This window comes from Nonomuraea longicatena, from assembly GCF_039525605.1.
Classification (GTDB): Bacteria; Actinomycetota; Actinomycetes; order Streptosporangiales; family Streptosporangiaceae; genus Nonomuraea; species Nonomuraea longicatena.
The window spans coordinates 110,471-133,720 of sequence record NZ_BAAAHQ010000007.1; the positions used below are offsets into that span (position 1 = coordinate 110,471).

A 23,250-nucleotide genomic window follows, 5' to 3' on the forward strand; every position below is an offset into this window, starting at 1 on the left:
CCGGGCGGGTGAGGAGCGTGCCCCTGGAGGCCGCCGGCCGGAGTGCGGCGAGTGGCGGCAAGGAGGCTTCGCCGTGAGGGAGAAAGAAAGACCCCGGGCCCGCCGTGAGAAGCGGGCCCGGGGAACGACGAAAGAACGAGCCCTACTGGTAGGCGGCGAGCACGTCGACGACGAAGACCAGCGTGCTGTTGGCGGGGATGCCCTGCTGCTCCTGCGCCCCGTAGCCCTTGTCCGGCGGGATGCTCATCACCACGCGGCTGCCGACCGGGACGCCCTTCAGCCCCTCCTGCCAGCCCGGGATGACCTTCGTCAGCTCGAACGTCGCCGGCTGCCCGCCCGCCCAGCTGCTGTCGAACTCCTTGTCGGTGCCCCAGATCTTGCCCGTGTAGTGGACCATCAGGTAGTCGTTCGGCTTCACCGGCTGGCCGGCGCCCTTGATCAGGGTCTTGACCACGAGCTCCTTGCCCGGCTTGTCCGACGTCTTCGTCGTCAGCGTCGGCGCCTTGTCGCCGCCCGGGCTCACGACCTTGACGCCCTTCAGCGTCTCGCCGGTCTCAGTGCCCTTGGCGGCCTTCGGCGCGTCGGCCGGGGCCTTCGGCACCATGCTGACCGGGTCGAGGACGAAGATCTTCGTCGGCTGCTTCTGCGCCTGCTGCTGACCGGCGGGCGCGGCGTCCTCCGCCATCACCGCCAGCAGCCGGCCGCCGAGCTTGACCTTCGTGAGGCCGTCACGCAGCACCTGCGGGAGCTGCGTGTCGACCGGGATCTCCTCCGGCTGCTGCGAGTCGTAGGAGGAACCCTGCAACGGGTTGGTCTTGCCGTCCCAGTCGTAGACGGTCAGATGCGCCTTGACGCTGTCACCGGCCTTGACGGCCGCCCCGGTGCCCTCGTTGAGCACCTGGAAGGACGACTTGGTCGCGGGCGAGCCCGACGGGAAGGTGACGGTGGGCTTGGTGCCCACGTTGCCGGTGACCGTCACTCCGGACGTGGCCTTGTCGGTTCCGCCGGTGTCGGCGGAACCGCAGGCTGCGACGGTGAAGATCAAAGGCACGGCGGCCAGTACGGCCAAGCGGCGGCGCATGGACTTCCCTCGGGACAGACATCAGGTTCGCGTCAGACTATCCGAGTCCGATGTAGGCCCGAGGTAAACGACTCACTACATTCCGGCGATGAGTTTGTCCACCCTGTCGTCCACACTTCGGAACGGGTCCTTGCACAGGACCGTCCGCTGGGCCTGATCGTTGAGCTTGAGATGGACCCAGTCGACGGTGAAGTCGCGCCGCTTCTCCTGCGCCTTGCGGATGAACTCGCCCCGCAGTCTGGCCCTGGTCGTCTGCGGCGGCACCGACTTGGCCTCGAAGATCTTCAGATCGGAGGCCACCCGCTCGACCGCGCCGCGCTTCTGCAGCAGGTAGAACAGGCCGCGCCTGCGGTGGACGTCGTGGTAGGCGAGGTCGAGCTGGGCCACGCGCGGCGACGACAGCGGCAGGTCGTACTTCTTGCGGTAACGCTCGATGAGCTGGTATTTGGTCACCCAGTCGATCTCGCGGCTGACCAGGTCGAGGTCGCCGGTCTCGACGGCGCGCAGGGTACGCTCCCACAGTTCGAGGACCCGCCTGGCCACGGCGTCGCCGCCGCGCCGGTCGACGAAGTCCTTGGCCTTGGACAGGTACTCCTGCTGGATCTCCAGGCTGGAGGCCTCGCGCCCGTTGGCCAGGCGGACCCGGCGGCGTCCGGTCATGTCGTGGGAGACCTCGCGGATGGCCCTGATCGGGTTCTCCAGGGACAGGTCGCGCATCACGGTGCCCGCCTCGATCATGCGCAGCACCAGGTCGGTGGCGCCGACCTTGAGGAGCATGGTGGTCTCGCTCATGTTGGAGTCGCCGACGATGACGTGGAGGCGGCGGAAACGCTCGGCGTCGGCGTGCGGCTCGTCGCGGGTGTTGATGATGGGCCGTGACCGGGTGGTGGCGCTGGAGACGCCCTCCCAGATGTGCTCGGCGCGCTGCGAAACGCAGTAGACGGCGCCGCGCGGCGTCTGCAGCACCTTCCCCGCGCCGCAGACGATCTGCCTGGTGACGAGGAAGGGGATGAGGACGTCTGCCAGCCTGCCGAACTCGCCGTGCCTGCCGACGAGGTAGTTCTCGTGGCAGCCGTAGGAGTTTCCGGCGGAGTCGGTGTTGTTCTTGAACAGGTAGATGTCTCCGGCGATGCCCTCCTCGCGCAGCCGTTTCTCGGCGTCGACGAGGAGCCCTTCGAGGATGCGCTCACCGGCCTTGTCGTGGGTCACCAGTTCGATGACGTTGTCACACTCGGGGGTGGCGTACTCGGGATGGCTGCCCACGTCGAGATAGAGGCGGGCGCCGTTGCGGAGGAAGACGTTGCTCGATCGGCCCCAGGACACGACTCGGCGGAACAGGTAGCGCGCGACCTCGTCGGGAGACAGCCTGCGCTGCCCCCGGAACGTGCAGGTCACACCGTACTCGTTCTCTAGCCCGAAGATGCGACGATCCATCACCACACACTATGCCCATGGATCGGCCGACGGGAGAGATCTCCCGTCGGCGATTTCCCGGCACCGGCTTTTCCCCTCGGCCCCGAAGGGCGGCGCTGCGGCCCCGAGGCCGCCGCGACGCCGCCCAGCGAGGCGTTCAGCGCATGCCGCCCGGCCAGAACCCGATCGGCGACGGGCGTCCGCCGAGCAGCCGGTTGATCTTCGCCATGCGGTCGGGGGTCAGCTGCGGGAGCCCGTCCGAGCGGCCGGTGAGCGCCCGGGAGATGTCTCCCGTCTGCTTGGCGAAGGCGCGGGAGAGGAATTCCTCGCGCTCGGTCGCGCGGCCGTTCTTCGCCCGGGGGAAGGCCCGCTGCCGGTCACCGGCCGGACGCGGCCGGTGACTGCGGTGCTCGCCCACACGTCTCTTGCCCGGACGCCCTGCACCGGACTTCGGCTGCCCGCCCGGCCGGCCGCTGCTGAACAACGGGAGCCCGGACAGGCCGCCGCCCCCGCGCGAACTCTTCGCGCGACCCTCTCCCGGCTCGGGCGTGTCGCTCGGGCGGGCCAGACCGCCGCCCAGCAGCGGCTCGCCCGCCGGAACCACCCGGTAGAGGCCCATGGTGCCGGTCTTGGTGCCGCTCTTGGTGCTGTCGCCGCAGAAGCCGAAGACCGCGTGGGGGCCCTTCCTCGTGCGTTCGGGCACGCGGACGTCCCGTTCGAAGACCCCGCCGTCGAAGCGGTCCGCCGGGACGGCGCCGAACGACGTCGGGCCGTTCACCCGCCCGCTCGTGGTCTCCGGGGCGCAGCGGAGGCGGACGGTCACCAGGTCCCCCGGCCGCGCGCTGGCGGGCCGGATGCTGATGTCACCGCCCGCCCGCGCGGGTGCGGCGCCGATGCAGGCGACCGTGAAGGTGAGGGCGAATCCTGTGAACAGCGGGGCGATCGAGCGCATAAGTCGTCCTTGCCGGAGATGGGATGTCGATCTCCACCTACCGCTGCCCGGATCAACGTAATACCCGATCAGGGACTACGGGGTGTAAATCTCCTGCACCCGGACGATCTCCCCCTGCTTGACGGTGATCAGGGCGGGCCTGTGGTGCTTCTTGACCCGCTTGACCAGGTCCGCCCGGGTGCACCGCTTGGCACCGAGTCCGGTCTTGTCGTCAACGGTCCTGGCCGCCATCCTGGAGCCGCAGCCGAGGGCCGACAGGAACACGACGTTCTTGGCGATCGGCGAGGCGAAGGCGGTCACGTCGCCCTCGGGCGGGCCCTCGAACCGGCCCTCGGTCACGGTGCCCTTCCTCCACCTGATCGGCTCGTACTCGGCCACGTTGCCACGCACGGCCGTGATCCAGCCGCGCAGGATGCCGTCACGGCGCGGGGTCAGGCCCTTGGTGAAGTCGTGCCCGGGGTCGGTCTGGAAAGCGGTACCGAAGATCTTGGGCGCCTTGGGGTCGGGCGCCGGGGTGGCGGAGGCGGCCACCGCGGTCGACAGAAGGACGGCGGCGGCGGCGCCGCCCGCGAACATGAGCGTCACTGTTGTTCTCACGCGGTGTTGGACGACCGGTTACCGCGCGTGGTTCACGAAGATCCCAGGATTTCTTCGCCGGGCGCCGCCGACGCGCGGCGACGCCCGGAGAAACCGGTTACAGCGGGGAGGATCCGTCGTCGATGTCGCCCTCGGGGGCGGTCGGCGCGTCGGAGCCCGCCGACGCCTCCGGCTCGCCCTTGTCCTCCGCCTTGTCCGCCGGCTCGCCCTCGTCCTCGGACGGCCCGGCCCCCTGCGGCAGCAGCCGGTCCAGGCGGGCGCCGGACAGCCGCAGGAACTTGCGGTTCTCGCGGTTGCGGTCGAGCACCGCCACCTCAAGTTGCCCCCTCGGCGGGCGCTCGCCGCCCGGTTCGGTGAGCGCGGCCAGCGCCACCTCCAGGGCGTCGGCCAGCGGCATCGCCTCGCGGTAGCGCTCCTTCAGCCGCGCGGCGACGGCCTCGGCCTGCCCGCCCATGACGGTGAAGCCGTGCTCGTCGAAGACGGAACCGTCGAAGGTGAGCCGGTAGATGGCGTCGCCGTCGGCGGTGTCGCCGACCTCGGCGACCACCACCTCGACCTCCAGCGACTTGATCGACTCGGTGAAGATGCGGCCGAGGTTGGAGGCGTACAGGTTGGCCAGGCCCCGGCCCGTCACGTCGGAGCGGTCGTAGGTGTAGCCGTTGATGTCGGCGTAGCGGATGCCGCCGAGCCGTAGTTCCTCGAACTCGTTGTAGCGGCCGACGGCGGCGAAGCCGATGCGGTCGTAGATCTCGCTGATCTTGTGGAGCGCGCGGGAGGGGTTGGGCGCGACGAACAGGATGCCGTCCTCGTACTGCAGGACGACGACCGAGCGGCCCCGCGCGATGCCCTTGCGCGCGTAGTCGGCCTTGTCCCGCATGATCTGTTCAGGGGAGGCATATCCACCAAAAGGCATGGACACCGAAGGTGTTCCTTTCTAGCGCAGCGGGGCGATGGGGCCGTCAGGGGCGATCATCCGGGCCTGGAGCATCTGCTCGACGTAACCGGAGACGTCCTCGTCGGTCAGGCGGCGGAAGCCGTCGGCGTCGATGACCGACACCACCGGCCAGATCTTCCTGGTCACGTCGGGCCCGCCGGTGGCCGAGTCGTCGTCGGCGGCGTCGTAGAGGGCCTGGATGAGGGTCATCACCATGTCGTCGGCCGTGGCGCCGTCGCGGTACATCTTCTTCAGCGAGCCCCGCGCGAAGATCGAGCCGGAGCCGATGGCGTCGTACCGGTCACGCTCGTACGGCCCGCCCGCGACGTCGTAGCTGAAGATGCGCCCCTCGTCCTTGTCGGGGTCGTAGGCGGCGAACAGCGGCACCACCACGAGCCCCTGCATGGCCATGCCGAGGTTGCCGCGGATCATCGTGGCCAGGCGGTTGGCCTTGCCGGCGACCGACAGCGTGCGACCCTCCATCTTCTCGTAGTGCTCCAGCTCCACCCGGTAGAGGCGGGCCATCTCGATGCCGGTGCTGGCGGTGCCCGCGATGCCCATCACGGAGTACTCATCGGTGCGGAACACCTTCTGGACGTCGCGCTGGGAGATGTAGTTGCCCGAGGTGGCGCGGCGGTCGCCGGCCATGACGACGCCGCCGGCGAAGGTGGCCGCCACGATCGTGGTCGCGTGGGGGACCTGGTCGCCGATCGGGGTGGCCAGGACCTCGCCGCGAACCGGCAACAGCTCCGGCGCGAACGAGCCGACGAAGTCGGTGAACGACGAACTGCCTGAGTTCTGGAACAGCCTATCCATCAAGCCGGCGGGCAGATCCTTGTGCGATGCCACGCGACTCCCTCCCGATACGTCAGTGCTCTTAGGGCGACCCTACTCATGTTGGGTTGCTGCTTGCACTTCCCACGATCAGCCCAGGGCGAACCGTCCCCCAGATCGTTTCTTTACGCCGCCGAGGGGGCGCGTTGCCCGGTCGGGGCCCGCTCGCGGGGGCGCGCGATACTGGGGCCATGGCCGTCCGGGACTGGGTGCTGCATCTCGACCTGGACTCCTTCATGGCCTCCGTGGAGATCCTGCGCCATCCCGAACTGCGCGGGCGACCCGTCGTCGTGGGCGGCAACGGCGATCCGAGCGTGCCGCGTACGGTCGTCGCGACCGCCTCGTACCGCGCCCGCGAGTTCGGCGTCCACTCCGGGATGCCGATGCGGACCGCGGCGCGGCTGTGCCCCGATGCCGTCTTCCTGCCGAGCGACCGGCCCGCCTACGAGGCCGCCGCCGCACGGGTGATGGAGATACTGCGCGGGTTCCCCGTGACGGTCGAGGTGTGGGGGCTGGACGAGGCGTTCGTCGGGGCCCGCACGGACGACCCGGTCGCGCTCGCCCGCGCGTTGCAGCGGGCCGTTCTCGACGGGACGGGGCTGACCTGCTCGGTCGGCGTCGGCGACAACAAGCACCAGGCCAAGCTCGCCGCCCAGTTCCGCAAACCGGCGGGCGTGTCGGTCCTGACCGGCGCGGACTGGGTGCGGGTGATGGGCGGGCGGCCGGTGACGGCCCTGTGGGGGATCGGCGCGAAGACCGCGAAGAAGCTCGCCGTACTGGGCTACCGGACGGTCTCCGAACTGGCCGCCGCCGACCCGGGCCTGCTGGCCGCGCGGTTCGGGCCGACCAACGGGCCGTGGCTGCGCTACCTCGCGCTGGGAAGGGGCGAGGAGAGCGTGTCGGAGGTGCCGTGGGTGCCGCGCGGCCACAGCCACGAGACCACGTTCACCGAGGACGTGACGGACGCGGAGACCGTCCGCGAGCAGGTGGTCGTCTTCGCCAGGCGGCTGGCGGCCGAGGCGGCCGCCGAGGGGCGGACGGTCGTCCGGGTGACGGTGAAGGTGCGCTTCGCCCCGTTCGTCACGCAGACCAGGCAGACCAGTCTCGGCTCTCCCACGAGTGATCCCGAGGCCGTCGTGGCCGCCGCCGAGAAGGCATTGGCCCGTTTCACGATGGATCGCCCGGTGCGCCTGCTGGGAACCGGTGTCGAGTTCGCCCCGCTCTGACCGGCTGCGGAAGGCACGCGAAATGAGGGAGCCCCCGGCGGCGCGGCGCGGTCGAGCCGACAGCGGGGGCGGCGTCCGGGCAGGTGACGCGGCACGGGGAGGAACGCCTGTGTCACTCCCCCGATGCCCGCGTCAGCCCCTTACTGGCCGCCCTTCTGCACGTAGGACCGGACGAACTCCTCCGCGTTCTCCTCCAGGACCTCGTCGATCTCGTCGAGGATCGCGTCGACGTCGTCGGTGAGCTTCTCCTGGCGTTCCTGAACATCGGTGTCGGTCGAGGCCTGCGTCTCCTCGACCTCGTTCTCGCGCCGCCCGGTCTGCTTCTGGCCGCCGGTGTCCTTGGTTGCCATGTCGTACCTCCGCTCGGGGGACTGCCTCTACTGGTTATCTTCCCCGAACGGTACGACATTGCGCGCGCAGCACCCCGCGATCTTCCCGACTTGACTGGATAGTCTACCTATCCAATAATGACCGTCATGCAGATCTCACCCCCGACCATGACTCTGGCCGGAATCATCCTGATCACCGTCCCCGGCATCGCGTTCGGCGGGCTCACGCTGCTGAAGTTCCTGATGCGGGGCGAGCCCGGCTACCTCGACAACCCCGTCCGAAGGGGGCTCTGGCGGGCCGGGCACGCGCACGCGGGCGTGCTGGTGCTGTTCAGCCTGGTGGCGCTGCTGTTCGTCGAGGCGTCGGCGATGGCGGAGTGGCTGAAGTGGACCGTGCGCGTCCTGATCGCTGCCGCGCCGATCCTGATGCCGCTCGGATTCTTCCTGTCGGTCCTGCGGCCGGGCGACACACGCCCCAACCGGCTGATCTGGCTGACGAAGGCGGGCGGCGCGAGCCTGGCGCTGGGCACGCTGACGCTTGGCGTCGGGCTGCTGCTCTGACCGCCCGCGCGGGCTACTCGCCGGTCAGCGCGGCCACCAGGTCGGCGGCGGTGCGGCAGCGGTCGAACAGCTCGCCGACATGCGCCTTGGTACCGCGCAGCGGCTCCAGGGTGGGCACCCGCTGCAGTGATTCCCTGCCGGGGATGTCGAAGATGACGGAGTCCCAGCTCGCCGCCGCCACCGACTCGCTGTACTGGCTCAGGCAGCGGCCCCTGAAGTAGGCGCGGGTGTCGGTCGGCGGGTTCTCGACGGCCCGCTGCACTTCCTCCTCGGACACCAGCAACTGCATGCGGCCGCGCGCCACCAGCCTGTTGTACAGGCCCCGGTCGGGACGGATGTCGGAGTACTGCAGGTCGACCAGTTGCAGGCGCGGGTGGGACCACGGCAGGCTGTCGCGGGTGCGGTAGCCCTCAAGGAGTTCGAGCTTGGCCACCCAGTCGAGCTCGCGCGAAAGCTGCATGGGGTCGTCGGCCAGGCGGGTGAGGACGGACTCCCAGCGGTCGAGGACGTCCTTGTTCATCTCCTCCTGGGCGGTGCCGCGCTCCTCGACGTACTTGCGGGCCTGCTCCAGGTACTCCATCTGAAGCTGGACGGCGGTGAGCCTGCGGCCGTCGCGCATGGCGATCTCGTAGCGGCAGGTGGGGTCGTGGGAGACCGCGCGCAGCGCCTGCACCGGGTTGTCGACGGCGAGGTCGCGGGTGAGGAAACCGTCCTCGATCATGGCGAGGACCAGCGCGGTGGTGCCGAGCTTGAGGTAGGTCGAGATCTCCGACATGTTGGCGTCGCCGATGATCACGTGCAGCCGCCGGTACTTCTCGGGATCGGCGTGCGGCTCGTCGCGCGTGTTGATGATGGGCCGCTTGAGCGTGGTCTCCAGGCCCACCTCGACCTCGAAGAAGTCGGCGCGCTGGGAGATCTGGAAGCCCTCACCCCTGGAGTCCTGGCCGATGCCGACCTTGCCCGCGCCGACGACGACCTGGCGGGAGACGAAGAAGGGCGTCAGGTGGCGGACGATGTCGGCGAAGGGCGTGGCGCGGCGCATGAGGTAGTTCTCATGGCAGCCGTAGGAGGCGCCCTTGGCGTCGGTGTTGTTCTTGTAGAGCTGGATGGGCGCGTTGGCGGGTACGGCCGAGGCCCGGGTGGCCGCGTCGTACATCACCCGCTCACCGGCCTTGTCCCAGATCACGGCCGCGCGCGGGTTGGTGCACTCGGGCGTGGAGTACTCGGGGTGGGCGTGGTCGACGTAGAGGCGGGCGCCGTTGGTGAGGATGACGTTGGCCAGGCCGAGGTCCTCGTCGGTGAGCTGGCTCGGGTCGGCGACCTCTCTGGCAAGGTCGAAGCCCCGGGCGTCGCGCAGCGGGTTCTCCTCCTCGAAGTCCCACCTGGCGCGGCGCGCGCGGGCCGCGCTGGCGGCCAGATAGGCGTTCACGACCTGGGAGGAGGTCACCATCGCGTTGGCGCCCGGCTGGCCGGGTACGGAGATGCCGTACTCGGTCTCGATGCCCATCACCCGACGCACCGTCATGCGCACCTCTCGTCGTCCCGGCCTGATCGCCGTCGCCGTTTATATGCCCGAGCCTATGCCCTTCACAGTGCCCCGAGGCCACAGAGTTATGGCACCGAAGCCTTTTCGACCGGAACGCCGGAATCTGTTGAGGTTTGCTGGTTCTTACGGGGTTTGAGAAGCCGTTGGATGGGACGCTCCGCGAAGGCGTACACGACGTAGGACAACGCGACCGCCGCAAGCGTCGTGACCAGCGCGACCGCCCACGGCGGCAGCGAGCCGGACAGCGCGGGGATGAGCGCGATCGCCACGGTCGAGTGGAACAGGTACAGCGGGTAGGTGGTGCCGCCGAGGGCGGTGAGCGTCTTGGAGGGCCGCATGCGGATCAGGCCGAGCGCGACCAGCGCCATGGCGGCGAAGATCAGGGTGATCGTGATGACCACGCCGAGGTCGGAAACGGGCATGGCCTTGAATCCGGCCAGCTTGATGCGGCCGTGGACGCGTTCGAGGGCGGCGTTGAGCGCGAGGGCGTACCCTCCGGCGAACAACAGCCACGGCAGGACGGCCGAGCCGCGCCGGTGGATGAGGTAGAGGGCCATGCCCGCGACGAAGTAGGGGGCGTACCTCGGCATGACGAACTCGTTGAGGACGGGGTTGTCGAGCAAAAACTCGGCAACCGCCGCCAGGACCAGCCAGATGCCGCACAGGACGAGGACCCGGTTGTAGGTGATCCCGATGATCACGAGCACGGCCATGATCACGTAGAAGCGAAGCTCGGCCCACAGCGACCAGTAGACGCCGTTGGCGTCAAGGACCTTGAACAGGCGCTGGAACATGGTGGCGTTCACGGCGTACTCGGCGGCGCTCATGGACTTGTCCGGGCCCTTGAGCCCCATGACGCCGCTGACCACGATGACGGCGGCCAGGCTCAGCCAGTAGGCGGGGTAGAGGCGGATGACGCGCGACCAGGCGAACGCGCCGACGGAGCGGCCCCAGGCGCTCATGAGGATCACGAAACCGCTGATCATGAAGAACAGCTCGACGCCGAGGATGCCCAGCCCAGCCAGGGGCGCGACGGCGGGGAACAGGCCGGACGGGCGCGCACCCCAGACGGAGGCGAAGGCGACCAGGTAGTGGAAGGCGACCACGGTCAGCGCGGCGACGAACCGGAGCAGGTCGAGTTCGGCCAGGCGATCCGGCGCACTGCGTCGATGCATAGTGGCGGATGATGTCACATCAGTTCGCGTGTGTCCCTGTTATCACTGGTGTTTCAGGACAATTCCGGATACATCGCGACCAACTCGGACCGCGCTCACACGTACAGGCGGAGCAGATCCTCCTCCGTCTCGCGGCGGACGATCACCCGTGCGGCCCCGTCGCGGACCGCCACCACCGGCGGCCTCGGCACATGGTTGTAATTGCTCGCCATGGAGCGCTGGTAGGCCCCGGACGCGGGCACCGCCAGCAGGTCGCCCGGCGCCACGTCCTCCGGCAGTGCCACGTCGCGGACCAGCACGTCGCCGCTCTCGCAGTGCTTGCCCACCACGTGCACCCGCCGCCGCGCCGCCCCCTCGCCGCCGCTCGCCCGCGCCGCCGTGTACGGCGCCCCGTACATGGCGGGCCGGGGGTTGTCGCTCATCCCCCCGTCCACGCTGACGTAGCCGCCCTTCACCGTCCCCACCCGGTACAGCGCCACCGTCGAGGGCCCGGCGATCGAGCGCCCGGGCTCCACCGACAGCCGCAGCCCGGCCGTGTGCTTGCGCAGCACCGTCACCAGTTCGTCCGGCGTGGGCGGCGGCTGCCCGTCCGGCGTGTACCGGATGCCGAGCCCGCCGCCGAGGTCGAGCCGTTCGACGTCCGACGCGCGGGCGAAGGCGCACATCCGCTCGGCCGCCTGCGCGAACCCGTCGAGCCGCAGGATCTGCGAGCCGATGTGCGAGTGCAGGCCGTGCAGTTCGAGGGAGTCCTCCTCGCGCACCCGGCGCACGGCCCGCGCGGCGTGCCCGGCCGCCAGAGAGAAGCCGAACTTGGAGTCCTCTCCCCCGGTCGCGATCGACCGGTGCGTCAGGGCGTCCACCCCGGGCGTCACCCGGATCATGACCCGTTGCCGCACTCCGTGCTCGCGCGCGAGCGCCGCCAGCCGGTCGAGCTCGGTGAAGGAGTCCAGCACGACGCAGCCGACGCCCCAGGTCACGGCCCGGCGCAGTTCGTCGCGCGATTTGTTGTTGCCGTGGAAGACGACCCGCTCCGGCGGCATCCCGCCCGCCTGCGCGACCGCGAGTTCCCCGCCGGTGCACACGTCGAGGCTGAGGCCGAGCCCGTCCAGCCAGCGCACCACCTCGGGGCACAGGAACGCCTTGCCGCCGTAGTGGACGTCCCCGTCCGGCAGGGCCTCTTGCCAGGTCCGGGCACGGGCGCGGAAGTCGGCCTCGTCCAGGACGTACACGGGGGTGCCGTACTCGGCGGCCAGGTCGGCCGCCGCGACCCCGCCGAGCGACAGGGCGCCACCGGTCCACGAGGCGGTGGCGGGCCACACAGACGCGTTGCTCATGGGCACGCAGCCTAGGCAGCGTCCGCTCCCGGCGGCGGCGAGCATCGACGGATTCGATGCCGAGAAGCAGAAGCGTTCAACTGTCTATGGCGGCGGCGGCCCCGCCCAGCACCCTGTGCGCCATGCGAAAACACCTGGTCATCGCGCTGGTCGCGGTGTCCGCGCTGGGCGCGGCATGCGGTAGGTCCACCTCATCGGGTACGGCGGCGGGCGCGGATCTGCCGAAGGAACTGCGGGTGGTGACCTCGGAGGGTTATCCGCCCATGGAGATGTACAAGCCGGGCACCCGGGAGCTCACCGGCGTCGACGTGGACCTCGCCATGGCGATCGGCAAGCGTCTCGGCATGCGGACGACGATCACCAACGCCGCTTTCGACGGCCTCATTCCCGGCCTTCAGGGCGGCCGGTGGGACCTCGCGATGTCCTCGCTGAGCGACACCGCGCAGCGGAGGCAGGCGGTGGACTTCGTCGACTACTTCAACGCGGGCGGCTCGATCATGGTCGAGAAGGGCAACCCCGAGGGCATCGCGACCCTGGCCGACCTGTGCGGCCGCAAGGTCGTGCTGGCCAAGGGCAGTTCCAACCTCGACATCGGCGAACGCCAGAACGACAAGTGCCCGCCGGGCAAGAAGATGGACATCATGCAGAGCGAGGACGCCCCGACGGGCCTGCTCAGCATCGACTCCGGCCGCACGGTCGCCACGATCGTGGACTCCCCCGTCGCCGCCATGTACGCCAAGGAGACGGGCAAGTACGAGGTGCTGCCCGAGCAGTACGACGCGGGCCCGTGGGGCATCGCCGTCGCCAAGCGCAACACCGCCCTGCGCGACTCCGTCGCCAAGGCGCTGCAGGAGCTGATCGACAGCGGCGAGTACCGGGCCATCCTCGACAAGTACGGCACCGGCGCCAACGCCGTATCCAAGGTCACCGTCAACACGGGAGCGCCGTGACGTCCCTCAAGGGTGAGCCCGCCGCCGAGCTGCCGATCGACTTGCCGATCGACGCGGTCAAGCCGGTGCGGCCGGGCCGGGTGATCGCCGGCGTGGTCGCCGCGCTGGTGCTGCTCTGGCTGGTGTACACGGTCATCGTCAACGAGAACCTGCACTGGGACGTCGTCGCCGCCCACCTGTTCGACTCCCGGATCCTGGGCGGGCTGCTGGTGACGATCGCGCTCACCGTGCTGTCCATGACGATCGGGGTCGCGCTCGGCGTGGTCGCCGCGGTCATGCAGTTGTCCGACAGCTCGGTGCTGCGCGGCGCGGCGGGACTGTACACGTGGTTCTTCCGCGGCACCCCGCTGCTGGTGCAGCTGATCTTCTGGTTCAACATCGGCCTGGTCTTCCCCGTCATCGGGGTCGGCGTGCCCTTCGGCGGGCCGATGCTGTTCGAGTGGCAGGCCAACACGGTGATCACGCCGTTCGTCGCGGCGGCGCTCGGCCTGACGATCAACGAGGGCGCGTACATGGCGGAGATCGTCAGGGCGGGCATCCGCTCGGTGGACCCCGGCCAGCGCGAGGCCGCCGAGGCGCTCGGCATGCCGCACCGCAGGATCCTGCGCCGGGTGGTGCTCCCGCAGGCGATGCGGGTCATCATCCCGCCCACCGGCAACCAGTTCGTCTCGATGCTGAAGACCACCTCCATGGTGTCGGTGATCGCGGGCGCCGAGTTGCTGACCGTGGCCCAGCGCATCTACCTGGAGAGCTTCGAGGTGATCGCGCTGCTCGTGGTGGCGTCGCTGTGGTACCTGCTGCTGACGAGCGTCGCCAGCGTCGGCCAGCATTTCCTGGAGAAACGGTTCAGCAGGGGGTACGCCTCATGAGCATGGTCTCGATGCGCGCGGTCAGGAAGCGGTTCGGCCCGGTCGAGGTGCTGAAGGGGGTGAGCCTGGACGTCCCGGAGGGCGGGGTCGTCTGCGTGGTCGGTCCGTCCGGCTCCGGCAAGTCCACGCTGCTGCGCTGCGTGAACCGGCTGGAGACGATCGACTCGGGACGGATCTGGGTGGACGGCGAGCTGATGGGCTACCGCGAGCGGGACGGGCGGCTGCACCGGCTCGGCGCCGCCGAACTGTGCCGCCAGCGGCAGAAGATCGGCATGGTGTTCCAGCGCTTCCACCTGTTCCCGCACATGACGGCGCTGGAGAACGTCATCGAGGGGCCGTGCACCGTGCAGGGCCTCGGACGGGCGCAGGCGGTGCTGCGGGCCGGGGAACTGCTGGAGCGGGTCGGGCTGGCCGACCGGGCCGGGCACTATCCGGCGCAGTTGTCCGGCGGGCAGCAGCAGCGGGTGGCCATCGCGCGCAGCCTCGCCATGAACCCGAAGGTGATGCTGTTCGACGAGCCGACCAGCGCGCTGGACCCCGAACTGGTGCACGAGGTGCTGACGGTCATGCGGGACCTCGCGGCCAGCGGGATGACGATGATCGTGGTCACCCACGAGATGGGATTCGCCCGCGAGGCGGGCGACCATCTGGTCTTCGTGGACGACGGGGTGATCGTGGAGTCGGGTGATCCGCGCGAGGTGCTGTCCGACCCGCGCCACGAACGCACCCGGGCGTTCCTCGGGCAGGTGCTGTGATGCTGGACCTGCTGCTGACCGGCGGGCTGCTCGTGGACGGGACGGGCGCCCCGGCCCGCCGGGCCGACGTGGGTGTCAAGAACGGGCGCGTCGCGCTGGACGTCGCGGGCGCCGCCGCGCGGGCGACCGAGGACGCCGGTGGGCTGGTGGTGGCGCCCGGGTTCGTCGACGTGCACACCCATTCGGACGCCGCGACCCTGTTCGGGACGGAGTTCGCCGAGGTGGCGGCCGCACCGGTGCGGATGGGGGTGACGACGGAGCTGTGCGGGAACTGCGGGTCGAGCCTGTTTCCCGCGCTGCCGGAGCGGATCGCGGAGTTGGCCCGCTCCAGCCGGATCTCCTTCGGCACCGCCCGTGGCACGTCCGATGATGTAACGATATTTAAGGACTTTGCGGGGTTCGCGGAGGCGCATCGGCGGGTTCCCCGGGCCAACCATCTGGCCTCGCTCGTCGGCCACGGGACGCTGCGCGCCGGGGTCGTCGGGTATGCCGACCGGGCGGCTTCGCCGTACGAGCTGGGGGTCATGTGCGGGCTGCTCGACGACGCCCTGGCGGCGGGCGCGGCCGGACTGTCGACCGGGCTCATCTACACCCCCGGCACGTACGGCGGCACCGACGAGGTCGTGGCGCTGGCCCGGGTCGCGGCCCGCCACGGCAAACCGTACGTGACGCACCTGCGGGACGAGATGTCGCGTGTCGAGCAGGCGCTGGAGGAGGCCGTCGAGATCGCCCGCGCCAGCGGCGCGGCCCTGCACGTCTCCCACCACAAGACCGCCGGCCGCCACTCCTGGGGCCGGACCGAGCGCACCCTGGCCCGCATCGCCGCCCTGCGCGCCGACGGCATGGACGTGACCTGCGACGTGTACCCGTACACGGCGGGCAGCACCTCCCTGTCGGCCATGCTGCCCCCGTGGGCCAACGACGGCGGCACTCCCGCGCTGCTGGAGCGGCTGCGCTCGCGCGCCGAACGCGCCCGGATGCGGCAGGCGATCGCCGACGGCGTCCCCGGCTGGGAGAACACCGTCGGCAACGGCGGCTGGGACCGCATCTCCGTCGCCGCCGCCCCCCGCCACCCCGAACTTGAGGGCCGCACGATCGCCGACCTCGGCGGCGACCCGCTCGACGCCGCCGCCGACCTGCTGCTGGCCGAGGGCGGGCAGGTGACGATCATCAGCCACTCGATGCGCGAGGACGACGTCCGGCGGGTGCTGACGGCGCCGTTCGCCATGATCGGCTCGGACGGCGTGCCGAAGCCGGGCCGGCCCCACCCCCGGATCGCCGGGACCTTCCCCCGCGTGCTCGGCCACTACGCGCGCGACGAGGGGCTGCTGACGTTGGAGGAGGCGGTGCGCAGGATGACGGGCATGGCGGCCGACCGGTTCGGGCTGTCCGGGCGCGGCGTGGTGCGGGAGGGCGCGCACGCGGACCTGGTGGTGTTCGACCCGGAGCGCATAGCGGACGCGGCCACGTACGCCGAGCCGCTGCTGCCGCCGCACGGGCTGCGCGCGGTGGTGGTGGCGGGCGAGATCGTGGTCCGCGACGGCACCCCGACGGGCGCCGCCCCGGGCGGGATCATCGCACTGTGACCATGACGAATGAGACGGCGCCCGAAAGGCTGGAACCGACCGTGCTGGAGAAGATCGTCGCCGACTGTCCCGGAACGCTGGCCGTCGCGCTCCGCCCCACCGTCCGCACAACGGCTCGCGCGGCCGCTCCAGGGCCCCACCCTGCGTTGTCGGAGGGCCTGGCATCGCCCGGCGGTACGGTTCCCGAGCTGAACGCCGACGTCGAACTGCCGCTGGCCAGCGTCGGCAAGGTGCTGCTGCTGGCCGAGGTGGCGATGAGCGTCGAGGGCGGCATCCTGGACCCGTCGGAGCCGGTCCGGGTGGAGGACGACGACTACTGCGGCGGCTCCGGGCTGCTGCTCGGGCTGTCGGCCCGCACGTGGACGGTCGCCGACCTGGCCCTGATGACGGCGGCCGTCAGCGACAACACGGCCACCAACGCGCTGCTGCGCACGGTCGGCCTCGACCGGGTCAACGCGGCCGCCGCCGCGCTGGGCCTGTCCAGGACGCGACTGCTCGACCGGATCAGGGAACCGCGCGGCCCCCGGCATCCGCCGACGTTCGCCGTCGGGACGGCGGGCGAACTGGCCACGCTGATGGCGCTGGTCGCCGGCGAAGCCGGATGGCAGGTGCAGATGCGGGAGTGGATGCTCGCCAACACCGATCACACCCTGGTGCCGGCGCTGGTGCGGCACGACCCCGAGGGCGCATGGCTGGCGAGCAAGACCGGCACGGACGCGGGGATCCGCGCCGAGGCGGGGCTGATGGGCACCCGGGCGTACGCGGTGCTGGCCCATGGCCCGGCCGGCGAGGAGGACGCGCTGACGGCGGCCGTCCGCCGCGTGGGCCTGCTCCTCGCCTCCGCGCCTCTCGGGGGCGCCTAGGCTGAGCTGGTGTTGAGTAGTAACCGGCTCCGGGTGCTCCTGGAGGTGTTCCGCACGGGGAGCATCGCGGGAGCGGCGCGCGAGCTGAAGCTGTCACCGTCCGCCGTGTCCCACCAGTTGGCCAGGCTGGAGGACGAGGCGGGCGTCGGGCTGGTCGAGCGCAACGCCCAGAGCCTGCGGCTCACCGAGGCGGGGCGACGGCTGGCGGTGCGGGCGCAGGAGGTCGCCGACATCCTCGCGGCGGCGGAGAAGGACCTGCTGGCGCGGGCCCGGGTGGACGCGGGCGAGCTGCGGATCGGGTTCTTCGCCTCCGCGGGCTACCGGCTGCTGCCACTGGCGCTGTCGCGCTTCGCGGCCCGCTTCCCGGATGTGGCGCTGGACCTGGTGGAGGGCCAGCCGTTCCAGCTGCTGCCCGATCTGGAGCGGGGCGCGCTCGACGTGCTGGTGGTCTTCGAGCACGCACTGGATCCGTGGACCTGCCCGGACGGGGTCGAGGTCCTGCACCTGTTCGACGAGCCGCAACTGCTGGTGGTGCCCTCCGGGCACCCCGCGGGCCAGCGCCCGAGGGTACGGCTCGCGGACCTGGCCGACGAACCGTGGATCACGACGTTCGGCGCCGAGCACCCGGTGTCGATTCTGGAGCGGGCGGCGGCGCTGGAGGGCTTCACGCCGAAGGTGCGCTGCCGCAGCGACCACTACGAGGTCACGCTCGGGCTGGTCCGCGCGGGGCTGGGGGTGGCGCTGGTGCCGAGCCTCGGGCTGCACGGCGTGTCGGGCGTCGGGGTGTGCCGGTTGGCCAATCCTCGGCTGTTCCGGCGGATCGGGGTGGCCCGCCGTCCCACGAACCCGAACCCGGCCGCCCGCTCGTTCCTCGCCTACCTGCGGACGGCGGCGGCCCAGCTCGTGAACTCCCTGGATCCGGCGCTACGCCACCAGGGCGGCTGAGACGCTCACACCGGGCCGGGCATCGGCGTGGTGACGGTCAAGGGCGAGCCGGTGGAGACCTTGACCGGGGCCGGGCGTGGAACGTCCTTCACCCCCGGGTTCACCGCCGCCAGGGCACGGTAGGCCGTCGCGGCGGTGACGGGCGACGGTGAGGAGCGTGACCCTGGAAGCCGCCGGGCCGGTCGGCGGGTGGCGGGCAGGTCGGCTGGGCCGTGAGGACGAGGAAAGGGAAAGGACCGCGCGGGAGGCTCCCGCGCGGTCCTTCGCCAGGCTCTACAGGTACTGGCCGGTGTTGGCGACCGTGTCGATGGACCGGCCCGCCTCGGTGCCCTGCTTGCCGGAGACCAGCGTGCGGATGTAGACGATCCGCTCGCCCTTCTTCCCGGAGATGCGGGCCCAGTCGTCGGGGTTGGTGGTGTTGGGCAGGTCCTCGTTCTCGGAGAACTCATCGACGCACGCGCTCAGCAGGTGCTGCACGCGCAGGCCCTTCTGGCCGGAGTCGAGGAACTGCTTGATGGCCATCTTCTTGCCCCGGTCGACGATGTTCTGGATCATCGCGCCGGAGTTGAAGTCCTTGAAGTACAGCACTTCCTTGTCGCCGTTGGCGTAGGTCACCTCAAGGAAGCGGTTCTCCTCGCTCTCGGTGTACATGCGCTCGACGACGCTCTGGATCATGCCCGCGATCGTGGCCTCACGGGATCCGCCGTGCTCGGTGAGGTCCTCGGGGTGCAGCGGGAGGTCGGGGATGAGGTACTTGGAGAAGATGTCCTTGGCCGCCTCGGCGTCCGGACGCTCGATCTTGATCTTGACGTCCAGGCGGCCGGGCCGCAGGATCGCCGGGTCGATCATGTCCTCGCGGTTGGAGGCGCCGATGACGATGACGTTCTCCAGCCCCTCGACGCCGTCGATCTCCGACAGCAGCTGGGGCACGATGGTGTTCTCGACGTCGGAGCTCACGCCCGAGCCCCGGGTCCGGAAGATCGAGTCCATCTCGTCGAAGAACACGATCACCGGGGTGCCTTCCGAGGCCTTCTCGCGGGCGCGCTGGAAGACCAGGCGGATGTGCCGCTCGGTCTCGCCGACGTACTTGTTGAGAAGCTCGGGGCCCTTGATGTTGAGGAAGAAGCTCTTGCCCTCCTGGCCGGTCTTCTCCGCGACCTGCTTGGCCAGCGAGTTGGCGACGGCTTTGGCGATGAGCGTCTTGCCGCAGCCGGGCGGGCCGTAGAGCAGCACGCCCTTCGGGGGACGGAGCTTGTGCTCGCGGAACAGGTCGGCGTGCAGGTAGGGCAGCTCGATGGCGTCCCGGATCTGCTCGATCTGCCGCATCAGGCCGCCGATCTCCTCGTAGGAGATGTCGGGGACCTCTTCGAGCACCAGCTCTTCGACTTCGGACTTGGGGATGCGCTCGTAGACGTAGCCGGAGCGCGGTTCGAGCAGCAGGGAGTCGCCGGCTCTGATCGGCTGGCCGAGCAGGGAGTCGGCGAGGCGCACCACCCGCTCCTCGTCGGCGTGCGAGATGACCAGGGCGCGCTTGCCGTTGTCGAGGAGTTCCTTGAGCATCACGATCTCGCCGACCTCTTCGTAGCCGAGCGCCTCGACCACGTTGAGCGCCTCGTTGAGCATGACCTCCTGGCCGCGCCGCAACGTTTCGACGTCGACGGCGGGGCTGACGTTGACCCGCAGCTTGCGGCCGCCGGTGAACACCTCGATCGTGCCGTCTTCTCTGGCCTCGAGGAAGGTGCCGAAACCGGACGGCGGCTGCGCCAGCCGGTCGACCTCCTCCTTCAGGGCGACGATCTGGTCCCTGGCCTCCTTGAGTGTTGCCACCAGGCGTTCGTTCTGGCCGGTCACGGCCGACAGATTCGCCTGGACCTCGTGGAGACGTTCTTCGAGGACCCTGGCCTGACGGGGTGACTCCGCCAGCTTCCGCCTCAGCGCGGTGATCTCCTCCTGGAGGAAGGAGACCTGTGTTGTGAGGTCGGCGACCTCCCGTTCGCGCTGCGCGGCTCGAGCCTCAGCATCATCGCGAGCTGCCACGCCCCGTCACCTCCTTCCCAGTCGAGGGCGACTACTAAGGACCTTACCTATCTCGGGCCCCTCCGTAACCTGGCCGGGCAGTGTTCGTCGAGTGACAATCGGTGTTCGATGAATAGTCCCCAATGGTGCGCTTAATACTGCCAGCAAAGGAACCTGGCGAGATGTTCCCGTGTCACGTACCAACGCACCCTCGTGGCCGAATCGTCATAGTTCCTCAGTCGTCCCCTTCGGTCGTCTGCGGCGCGGCGGCGGGGTCACGCCGTCGGCCATGCGCCTGGCGGTGACGAGGAAGCCCGTGTGCCCGATCATGCGGTGATCGGGGCGGACGGCGAGCCCTTCGACATGCCAGTCGCGAAGGAGGGTCTCCCACGCGTGGGGCTCGGTGAAACTCCCGTGATCGCGAATCGTCTCGACCGTCTTCGACAACTGGGTCGTCGTCGCGACATAGCAGCAGATCACGCCGCCGGGCGTGAGCGCCTTCGCCGCGGCGTCCACACACTCCCACGGGGCCAGCATGTCGAGGATGACGCGGTCGACGTCGGCCACGTCGATGGACTCGTTGAGGTCGCCGACGACCAGGCGCCAGGTGCCGGTGTCGCCGCCGAAGAAGCGCTCGACGTTCTTGCGGGCGACGTCGGCGAAGTCCTCGCGCCGCTCGTAGGAGGTGACGTGGCCCTCGGGGCCGACCGCGCGCAGCAGGAAGCAGGTGAGCGCGCCGGAGCCGACGCCCGCCTCGACGACCCGTGCGCCGGGGAAGACGTCGGCCATGCCGACGATCATCGAGGCGTCCTTCGGGTAGACGACGGCCGCGCCGCGCGGCATGGCCAGCGTGTAGTCCTGCAGCAGGTGGCGGAAGGCGAGGTACTGGGTGCCGCCGGAGGAACGCACGACCGAGCCCTCGGGCTGCCCGATGAGGTCGCTGTGCGGGATGGCGCCCTTGTGCGTGTGGAAGACGCCGTCGTCCTTGAGCGTGAACGTGTGGCGCTTGTTCTTGGGGTCGGTGAGCTGCACCTGATCCCCGGTCTGAAAAGGCCCATGCCTGCGGAAACCCATGGCCGCAAGGCTATCGGGATTCCCAGGTGGGACGGACGAGGCCGGAAGACGGTATGTATGAGGGGTGTTTCCCCGTGATGTGCTCTCCACCGGCGCCCTGCTCCTGCGGCCCTCCGCGGAGTCCGACGCCGGGTTCCTCGCCGCCGCTGGCGACGATCCCGAGATCGCCCGATTCTTCTTCCGCTGGCCCTCCCCCTTCACACTCCAGGCCGCCCGCGAGCATCTGCGCGGCGCGGCCGAACGCTGGGCGCTCGGCGGGGCCGACTACGCCATCACCCGCGACGGCGCGCACCTCGGCGCGATCACGCTGTCGCCCGTCGACGACTGGGGCACGTGCGCGATCGGCTACTGGGTGGCCCCCTCCGCCCAGGGCCAGGGGGTGGCCGCGCAGGCCGTCAGGGCGCTCACCGACTGGGCGCTCGACCACGGCGCGCTGCGCGTCGAACTGGAGGCCGAGGTCGAGAACCTCGCGAGCCTGCGCACCGCGTACAAGGCGGGGTTCCAGCAGGAGGGCATCCGGCGCGAGGCCCGGGTGCGGCGCGACGGCGTGCGCGTCGATCTGGTGCTCTTCTCGCGGGTGCCGGGAGACCCGGGGGTTCCCGCCGAGCGCTACCTTCCGCCGTTCCCCGGCGGGCGGCTCGACGACGGCGTGGTCCGGCTGGTCCCGCTCGGCGCCGAGCACACAGAGGACCTCCACGCCCTGTTCACCGAGCCGAGCGTGGCGGGTTTCGCCCCGGTGACGGCTCCCCCGCTCCACGAGATGGAGCGCAGGTGCCGCTACACGGGCTACTACTGGCTGTCCGGGCAGCGGGTGGAGGTGGCGGTCACCGACGCGACCTCAGGGGCCTTCGCCGGGCATCTGCAACTGCGCCAGGTCGCACCGGTGACCGCGCAGGCGACACTCGGCTACTCGCTGGTGCCCGGATTCAGGGGGCGCGGGTTCATCAGCCGGGCGCTCGCGCTGGTGGTGGACTGGGCGTTCTCGGCGACGCGGCTACGGCGCATCACGGCGGGCACCGACGTGGCCAACGCCGCCTCCCAGCGAGTGCTGGAACGGGCGGGGTTCACGCGGGTGCGCACCCATCGGGGACTGCTGCCGGTGCCGGGGTCGGAGGAGTGGAAGGACGACGTCGAGTGGGTGCTGCTGCATCCGAAACTGCGTGAGCGCTGAGCGGCGGGCTCACCCCCGGTGCGACTCGTAGCGCATCGTGCGCGACACGCCCACGCGCACGGTCGTGCCGGGGGTGATGGTGACCGGCTCGTTGGGCGGGATGTCGTAGAAGTTGGGGTCGCCGGGCGGCTGGATCTGGGTGCCGTTGACCGAGCCGAGGTCGACCAGGTTGACGTCCCAGCCCTCGAGCGCCACCCGCAGGTGGCGGCGCGAGACCGAGCCGTCCGGGCTGGTCACCTTGGCCGGGCGGGCGGTGCCGCCCGCGACCTCCGGCGCCCGTTCCGGGTCGCGGCCGAGCAGGTAGTCGGCCTCCAGTTGCAGCGTCATCCCGTCGTCGAGGACGAGCACGCCGAGCGGGGGCCTCGGCCCCTTGTACGGCACCAGCGTGCGCTGCACGAGCGCGATGCCGCACACGGCGCAGTAGGGCACGCGCGGGTCGTTGAAGTGGTCGTTCTTGCAGTCGACGCCGTAGACGAGGGGCCGCTGGTCGCCCTCGCCGACCTCGAAGGGCGCTTCCGGCGCGCTGCCGTTGGCCTGCGGGTCGTGGGGGATCACGCCCATCGGGCCGGACGGCGGGCCGGGCACGGGGTCGAACGGCGGCGGCCCCCACATGTCGGACCCCTGCGGCGCGGCCTGCTGCGGCGGCTCGAACACGGGCGACTCGTAGAGCGCGGGCGGCGGGTCGAAGACCGGCGGCGGAGCGTCGAAGGTGGGCGCGGGCGCGTCGAAGGCGGACCCCACGGGGTCGAAGGCGGGCGCGGGCGTCTCGTACAGTTGCTCGGCGGGCGGCTCGGTCGCGGTCATCGGGTAGGGGGCGGGCTGCACCGGCGCGGGCTGCGGCTCAGGAGGCGGCTGCACGAGGTCGGGCTCGATGTGGACGGCGGTGTGCGGCAGTTCGTCGGTGTGCGAGCGTGCGGGGACCACAGGGGGCCCTGCGGAGAACTCTGCGGCGGACTCCGCTGCGGGCGGCTCGGGCGTGCGGGCGGCAGCGGGCGCGGGGAATACGGCGGGCGCGTCGGTGAGGTCGGCCGCGAGGCCC

At 70.6% G+C, this 23,250-nt stretch carries 22 protein-coding genes; 9 read left to right on the forward strand and 13 right to left on the reverse strand.

Annotation, left to right across the window (positions count from 1 at the left end; translation table 11 throughout):
• Window positions 1-142: 142 nt before the first annotated feature.
• From ABD120_RS08405 to prcB, 6 genes are all read right to left on the reverse strand, one after another.
• A complete protein-coding gene (locus ABD120_RS08405; protein WP_343949160.1) occupies window positions 143-1,081 on the reverse strand; it encodes an FKBP-type peptidyl-prolyl cis-trans isomerase in 939 nt (312 codons plus the stop codon).
• Window positions 1,082-1,156: 75 nt separating this feature from the next.
• Entirely contained in the window at window positions 1,157-2,515 is a 1,359-nt protein-coding gene (gene pafA / locus ABD120_RS08410; protein ID WP_343949161.1) for a Pup--protein ligase, read from the reverse strand.
• A 136-nt stretch (window positions 2,516-2,651) separates the two neighbouring features.
• Window positions 2,652-3,446, reverse strand: a complete 795-nt coding sequence (locus ABD120_RS08415; RefSeq protein ID WP_343949162.1) for a hypothetical protein — start codon at window positions 3,444-3,446, stop codon at window positions 2,652-2,654.
• Between the two features lie 75 nt (window positions 3,447-3,521).
• Complete coding sequence (locus ABD120_RS08420) at window positions 3,522-4,043, reverse strand: hypothetical protein (RefSeq protein WP_343949163.1); 522 nt, start codon at window positions 4,041-4,043, stop codon at window positions 3,522-3,524.
• Window positions 4,044-4,140: 97 nt separating this feature from the next.
• Entirely contained in the window at window positions 4,141-4,956 is an 816-nt protein-coding gene (gene prcA, locus ABD120_RS08425; RefSeq protein ID WP_343949318.1) for a proteasome subunit alpha, read from the reverse strand.
• A gap of 21 nt (window positions 4,957-4,977) precedes the next feature.
• A complete protein-coding gene (prcB, locus tag ABD120_RS08430) occupies window positions 4,978-5,793 on the reverse strand; it encodes a proteasome subunit beta (protein ID WP_343949319.1) in 816 nt (271 codons plus the stop codon).
• Window positions 5,794-6,002: 209 nt separating this feature from the next.
• On the opposite strand from prcB, the gene ABD120_RS08435 reads away from it, so the two are divergent.
• A complete protein-coding gene (locus ABD120_RS08435) occupies window positions 6,003-7,037 on the forward strand; it encodes a DNA polymerase IV (RefSeq protein WP_343949164.1) in 1,035 nt (344 codons plus the stop codon).
• Window positions 7,038-7,177: 140 nt separating this feature from the next.
• Here the strand turns inward: ABD120_RS08435 and ABD120_RS08440 are convergent, their stop codons facing one another.
• Window positions 7,178-7,387, reverse strand: a complete 210-nt coding sequence (locus ABD120_RS08440) for a ubiquitin-like protein Pup (protein WP_343949165.1) — start codon at window positions 7,385-7,387, stop codon at window positions 7,178-7,180.
• Window positions 7,388-7,513: 126 nt separating this feature from the next.
• Between ABD120_RS08440 and ABD120_RS08445 the strand changes: the two genes are divergently transcribed.
• On the forward strand, window positions 7,514-7,927 hold the full coding sequence (locus tag ABD120_RS08445; protein ID WP_343949166.1) for a hypothetical protein: 414 nt from the start codon (window positions 7,514-7,516) through the stop codon (window positions 7,925-7,927).
• A 13-nt stretch (window positions 7,928-7,940) separates the two neighbouring features.
• Here ABD120_RS08445 and dop read toward each other — a convergent pair whose 3' ends face one another.
• The 3 genes from dop to lysA form a co-directional block, all read right to left on the reverse strand.
• Entirely contained in the window at window positions 7,941-9,452 is a 1,512-nt protein-coding gene (gene dop, locus ABD120_RS08450) for a depupylase/deamidase Dop (RefSeq protein ID WP_343949167.1), read from the reverse strand.
• 86 nt (window positions 9,453-9,538) lie between these two features.
• Window positions 9,539-10,648 (reverse strand): acyltransferase family protein, encoded by a 1,110-nt coding sequence (locus ABD120_RS08455; protein ID WP_343949168.1) that lies wholly within the window; start codon window positions 10,646-10,648, stop codon window positions 9,539-9,541.
• A gap of 95 nt (window positions 10,649-10,743) precedes the next feature.
• A complete protein-coding gene (gene lysA / locus ABD120_RS08460) occupies window positions 10,744-11,982 on the reverse strand; it encodes a diaminopimelate decarboxylase (RefSeq protein ID WP_343949169.1) in 1,239 nt (412 codons plus the stop codon).
• A gap of 122 nt (window positions 11,983-12,104) precedes the next feature.
• Between lysA and ABD120_RS08465 the strand changes: the two genes are divergently transcribed.
• The 6 genes from ABD120_RS08465 to ABD120_RS08490 are packed head-to-tail and all read left to right on the forward strand — an operon-like array spanning window position 12,105 to window position 17,950.
• Entirely contained in the window at window positions 12,105-12,932 is an 828-nt protein-coding gene (locus ABD120_RS08465) for an ABC transporter substrate-binding protein (protein ID WP_343949170.1), read from the forward strand.
• The gene (locus tag ABD120_RS08470) at window positions 12,929-13,801 is read left to right on the forward strand and encodes an amino acid ABC transporter permease (protein WP_343949171.1); all 873 of its coding nucleotides are present in this window, start codon (window positions 12,929-12,931) and stop codon (window positions 13,799-13,801) included. Before ABD120_RS08465 ends, ABD120_RS08470 begins: the two co-directional genes overlap by 4 nt.
• Window positions 13,798-14,556 (forward strand): amino acid ABC transporter ATP-binding protein, encoded by a 759-nt coding sequence (locus ABD120_RS08475; protein ID WP_343949172.1) that lies wholly within the window; start codon window positions 13,798-13,800, stop codon window positions 14,554-14,556. The genes ABD120_RS08470 and ABD120_RS08475 overlap by 4 nt, the downstream gene beginning before the upstream one ends.
• Window positions 14,556-16,142, forward strand: coding sequence for an N-acyl-D-amino-acid deacylase family protein (locus ABD120_RS08480; RefSeq protein WP_343949173.1), 1,587 nt, complete (start codon window positions 14,556-14,558; stop codon window positions 16,140-16,142). The genes ABD120_RS08475 and ABD120_RS08480 overlap by 1 nt, the downstream gene beginning before the upstream one ends.
• 2 nt (window positions 16,143-16,144) lie before the next feature.
• Window positions 16,145-17,005 (forward strand): serine hydrolase, encoded by an 861-nt coding sequence (locus ABD120_RS08485; protein ID WP_343949320.1) that lies wholly within the window; start codon window positions 16,145-16,147, stop codon window positions 17,003-17,005.
• A gap of 9 nt (window positions 17,006-17,014) precedes the next feature.
• Window positions 17,015-17,950 carry a LysR family transcriptional regulator gene (locus ABD120_RS08490; protein ID WP_343949174.1) on the forward strand — a complete coding sequence of 312 codons (936 nt, stop codon included), beginning with the start codon at window positions 17,015-17,017 and terminating at the stop codon, window positions 17,948-17,950.
• Window positions 17,951-18,223: 273 nt separating this feature from the next.
• On the opposite strand, the gene arc is transcribed toward ABD120_RS08490, so the two are convergent.
• Together arc and ABD120_RS08500 are read right to left on the reverse strand one after the other, a co-directional pair.
• Window positions 18,224-19,987, reverse strand: coding sequence for a proteasome ATPase (arc, locus tag ABD120_RS08495; protein ID WP_343949175.1), 1,764 nt, complete (start codon window positions 19,985-19,987; stop codon window positions 18,224-18,226).
• A 204-nt stretch (window positions 19,988-20,191) separates the two neighbouring features.
• On the reverse strand, window positions 20,192-21,040 hold the full coding sequence (locus ABD120_RS08500; protein ID WP_343949176.1) for a tRNA (adenine-N1)-methyltransferase: 849 nt from the start codon (window positions 21,038-21,040) through the stop codon (window positions 20,192-20,194).
• 64 nt (window positions 21,041-21,104) lie between these two features.
• Between ABD120_RS08500 and ABD120_RS08505 the strand changes: the two genes are divergently transcribed.
• Entirely contained in the window at window positions 21,105-22,211 is a 1,107-nt protein-coding gene (locus tag ABD120_RS08505) for a GNAT family N-acetyltransferase (RefSeq protein WP_343949177.1), read from the forward strand.
• A gap of 9 nt (window positions 22,212-22,220) precedes the next feature.
• Here ABD120_RS08505 and ABD120_RS08510 read toward each other — a convergent pair.
• Window positions 22,221-23,250 (reverse strand): FHA domain-containing protein (locus tag ABD120_RS08510; RefSeq protein WP_343949178.1); only part of this gene is annotated, 1,030 nt, incomplete at its 5' end.

Bases quoted from the DNA above. Each gene is read 5' to 3' on its own strand.
- ABD120_RS08465 (WP_343949170.1), top strand. From the start codon at position 12,105: ATGCGAAAACACCTGGTCATCGCGCTGGTCGCGGTGTCCGCGCTGGGC.
- ABD120_RS08485 (WP_343949320.1), top strand. From the start codon at position 16,145: ATGACGAATGAGACGGCGCCCGAAAGGCTGGAACCGACCGTGCTGGAG.
- ABD120_RS08455 (WP_343949168.1), bottom strand. From the start codon at position 10,648: ATGCATCGACGCAGTGCGCCGGATCGCCTGGCCGAACTCGACCTGCTC.
- pafA (WP_343949161.1), bottom strand. From the start codon at position 2,515: ATGGATCGTCGCATCTTCGGGCTAGAGAACGAGTACGGTGTGACCTGC.
- ABD120_RS08480 (WP_343949173.1), top strand. From the start codon at position 14,556: ATGCTGGACCTGCTGCTGACCGGCGGGCTGCTCGTGGACGGGACGGGC.
- ABD120_RS08440 (WP_343949165.1), bottom strand. From the start codon at position 7,387: ATGGCAACCAAGGACACCGGCGGCCAGAAGCAGACCGGGCGGCGCGAG.
- ABD120_RS08500 (WP_343949176.1), bottom strand. From the start codon at position 21,040: ATGGGTTTCCGCAGGCATGGGCCTTTTCAGACCGGGGATCAGGTGCAG.
- ABD120_RS08475 (WP_343949172.1), top strand. From the start codon at position 13,798: ATGAGCATGGTCTCGATGCGCGCGGTCAGGAAGCGGTTCGGCCCGGTC.
- prcA (WP_343949318.1), bottom strand. From the start codon at position 4,956: ATGCCTTTTGGTGGATATGCCTCCCCTGAACAGATCATGCGGGACAAG.
- ABD120_RS08445 (WP_343949166.1), top strand. From the start codon at position 7,514: ATGCAGATCTCACCCCCGACCATGACTCTGGCCGGAATCATCCTGATC.
- ABD120_RS08435 (WP_343949164.1), top strand. From the start codon at position 6,003: ATGGCCGTCCGGGACTGGGTGCTGCATCTCGACCTGGACTCCTTCATG.
- ABD120_RS08415 (WP_343949162.1), bottom strand. From the start codon at position 3,446: ATGCGCTCGATCGCCCCGCTGTTCACAGGATTCGCCCTCACCTTCACG.
- lysA (WP_343949169.1), bottom strand. From the start codon at position 11,982: ATGAGCAACGCGTCTGTGTGGCCCGCCACCGCCTCGTGGACCGGTGGC.
- ABD120_RS08405 (WP_343949160.1), bottom strand. From the start codon at position 1,081: ATGCGCCGCCGCTTGGCCGTACTGGCCGCCGTGCCTTTGATCTTCACC.
- prcB (WP_343949319.1), bottom strand. From the start codon at position 5,793: ATGGATAGGCTGTTCCAGAACTCAGGCAGTTCGTCGTTCACCGACTTC.
- dop (WP_343949167.1), bottom strand. From the start codon at position 9,452: ATGACGGTGCGTCGGGTGATGGGCATCGAGACCGAGTACGGCATCTCC.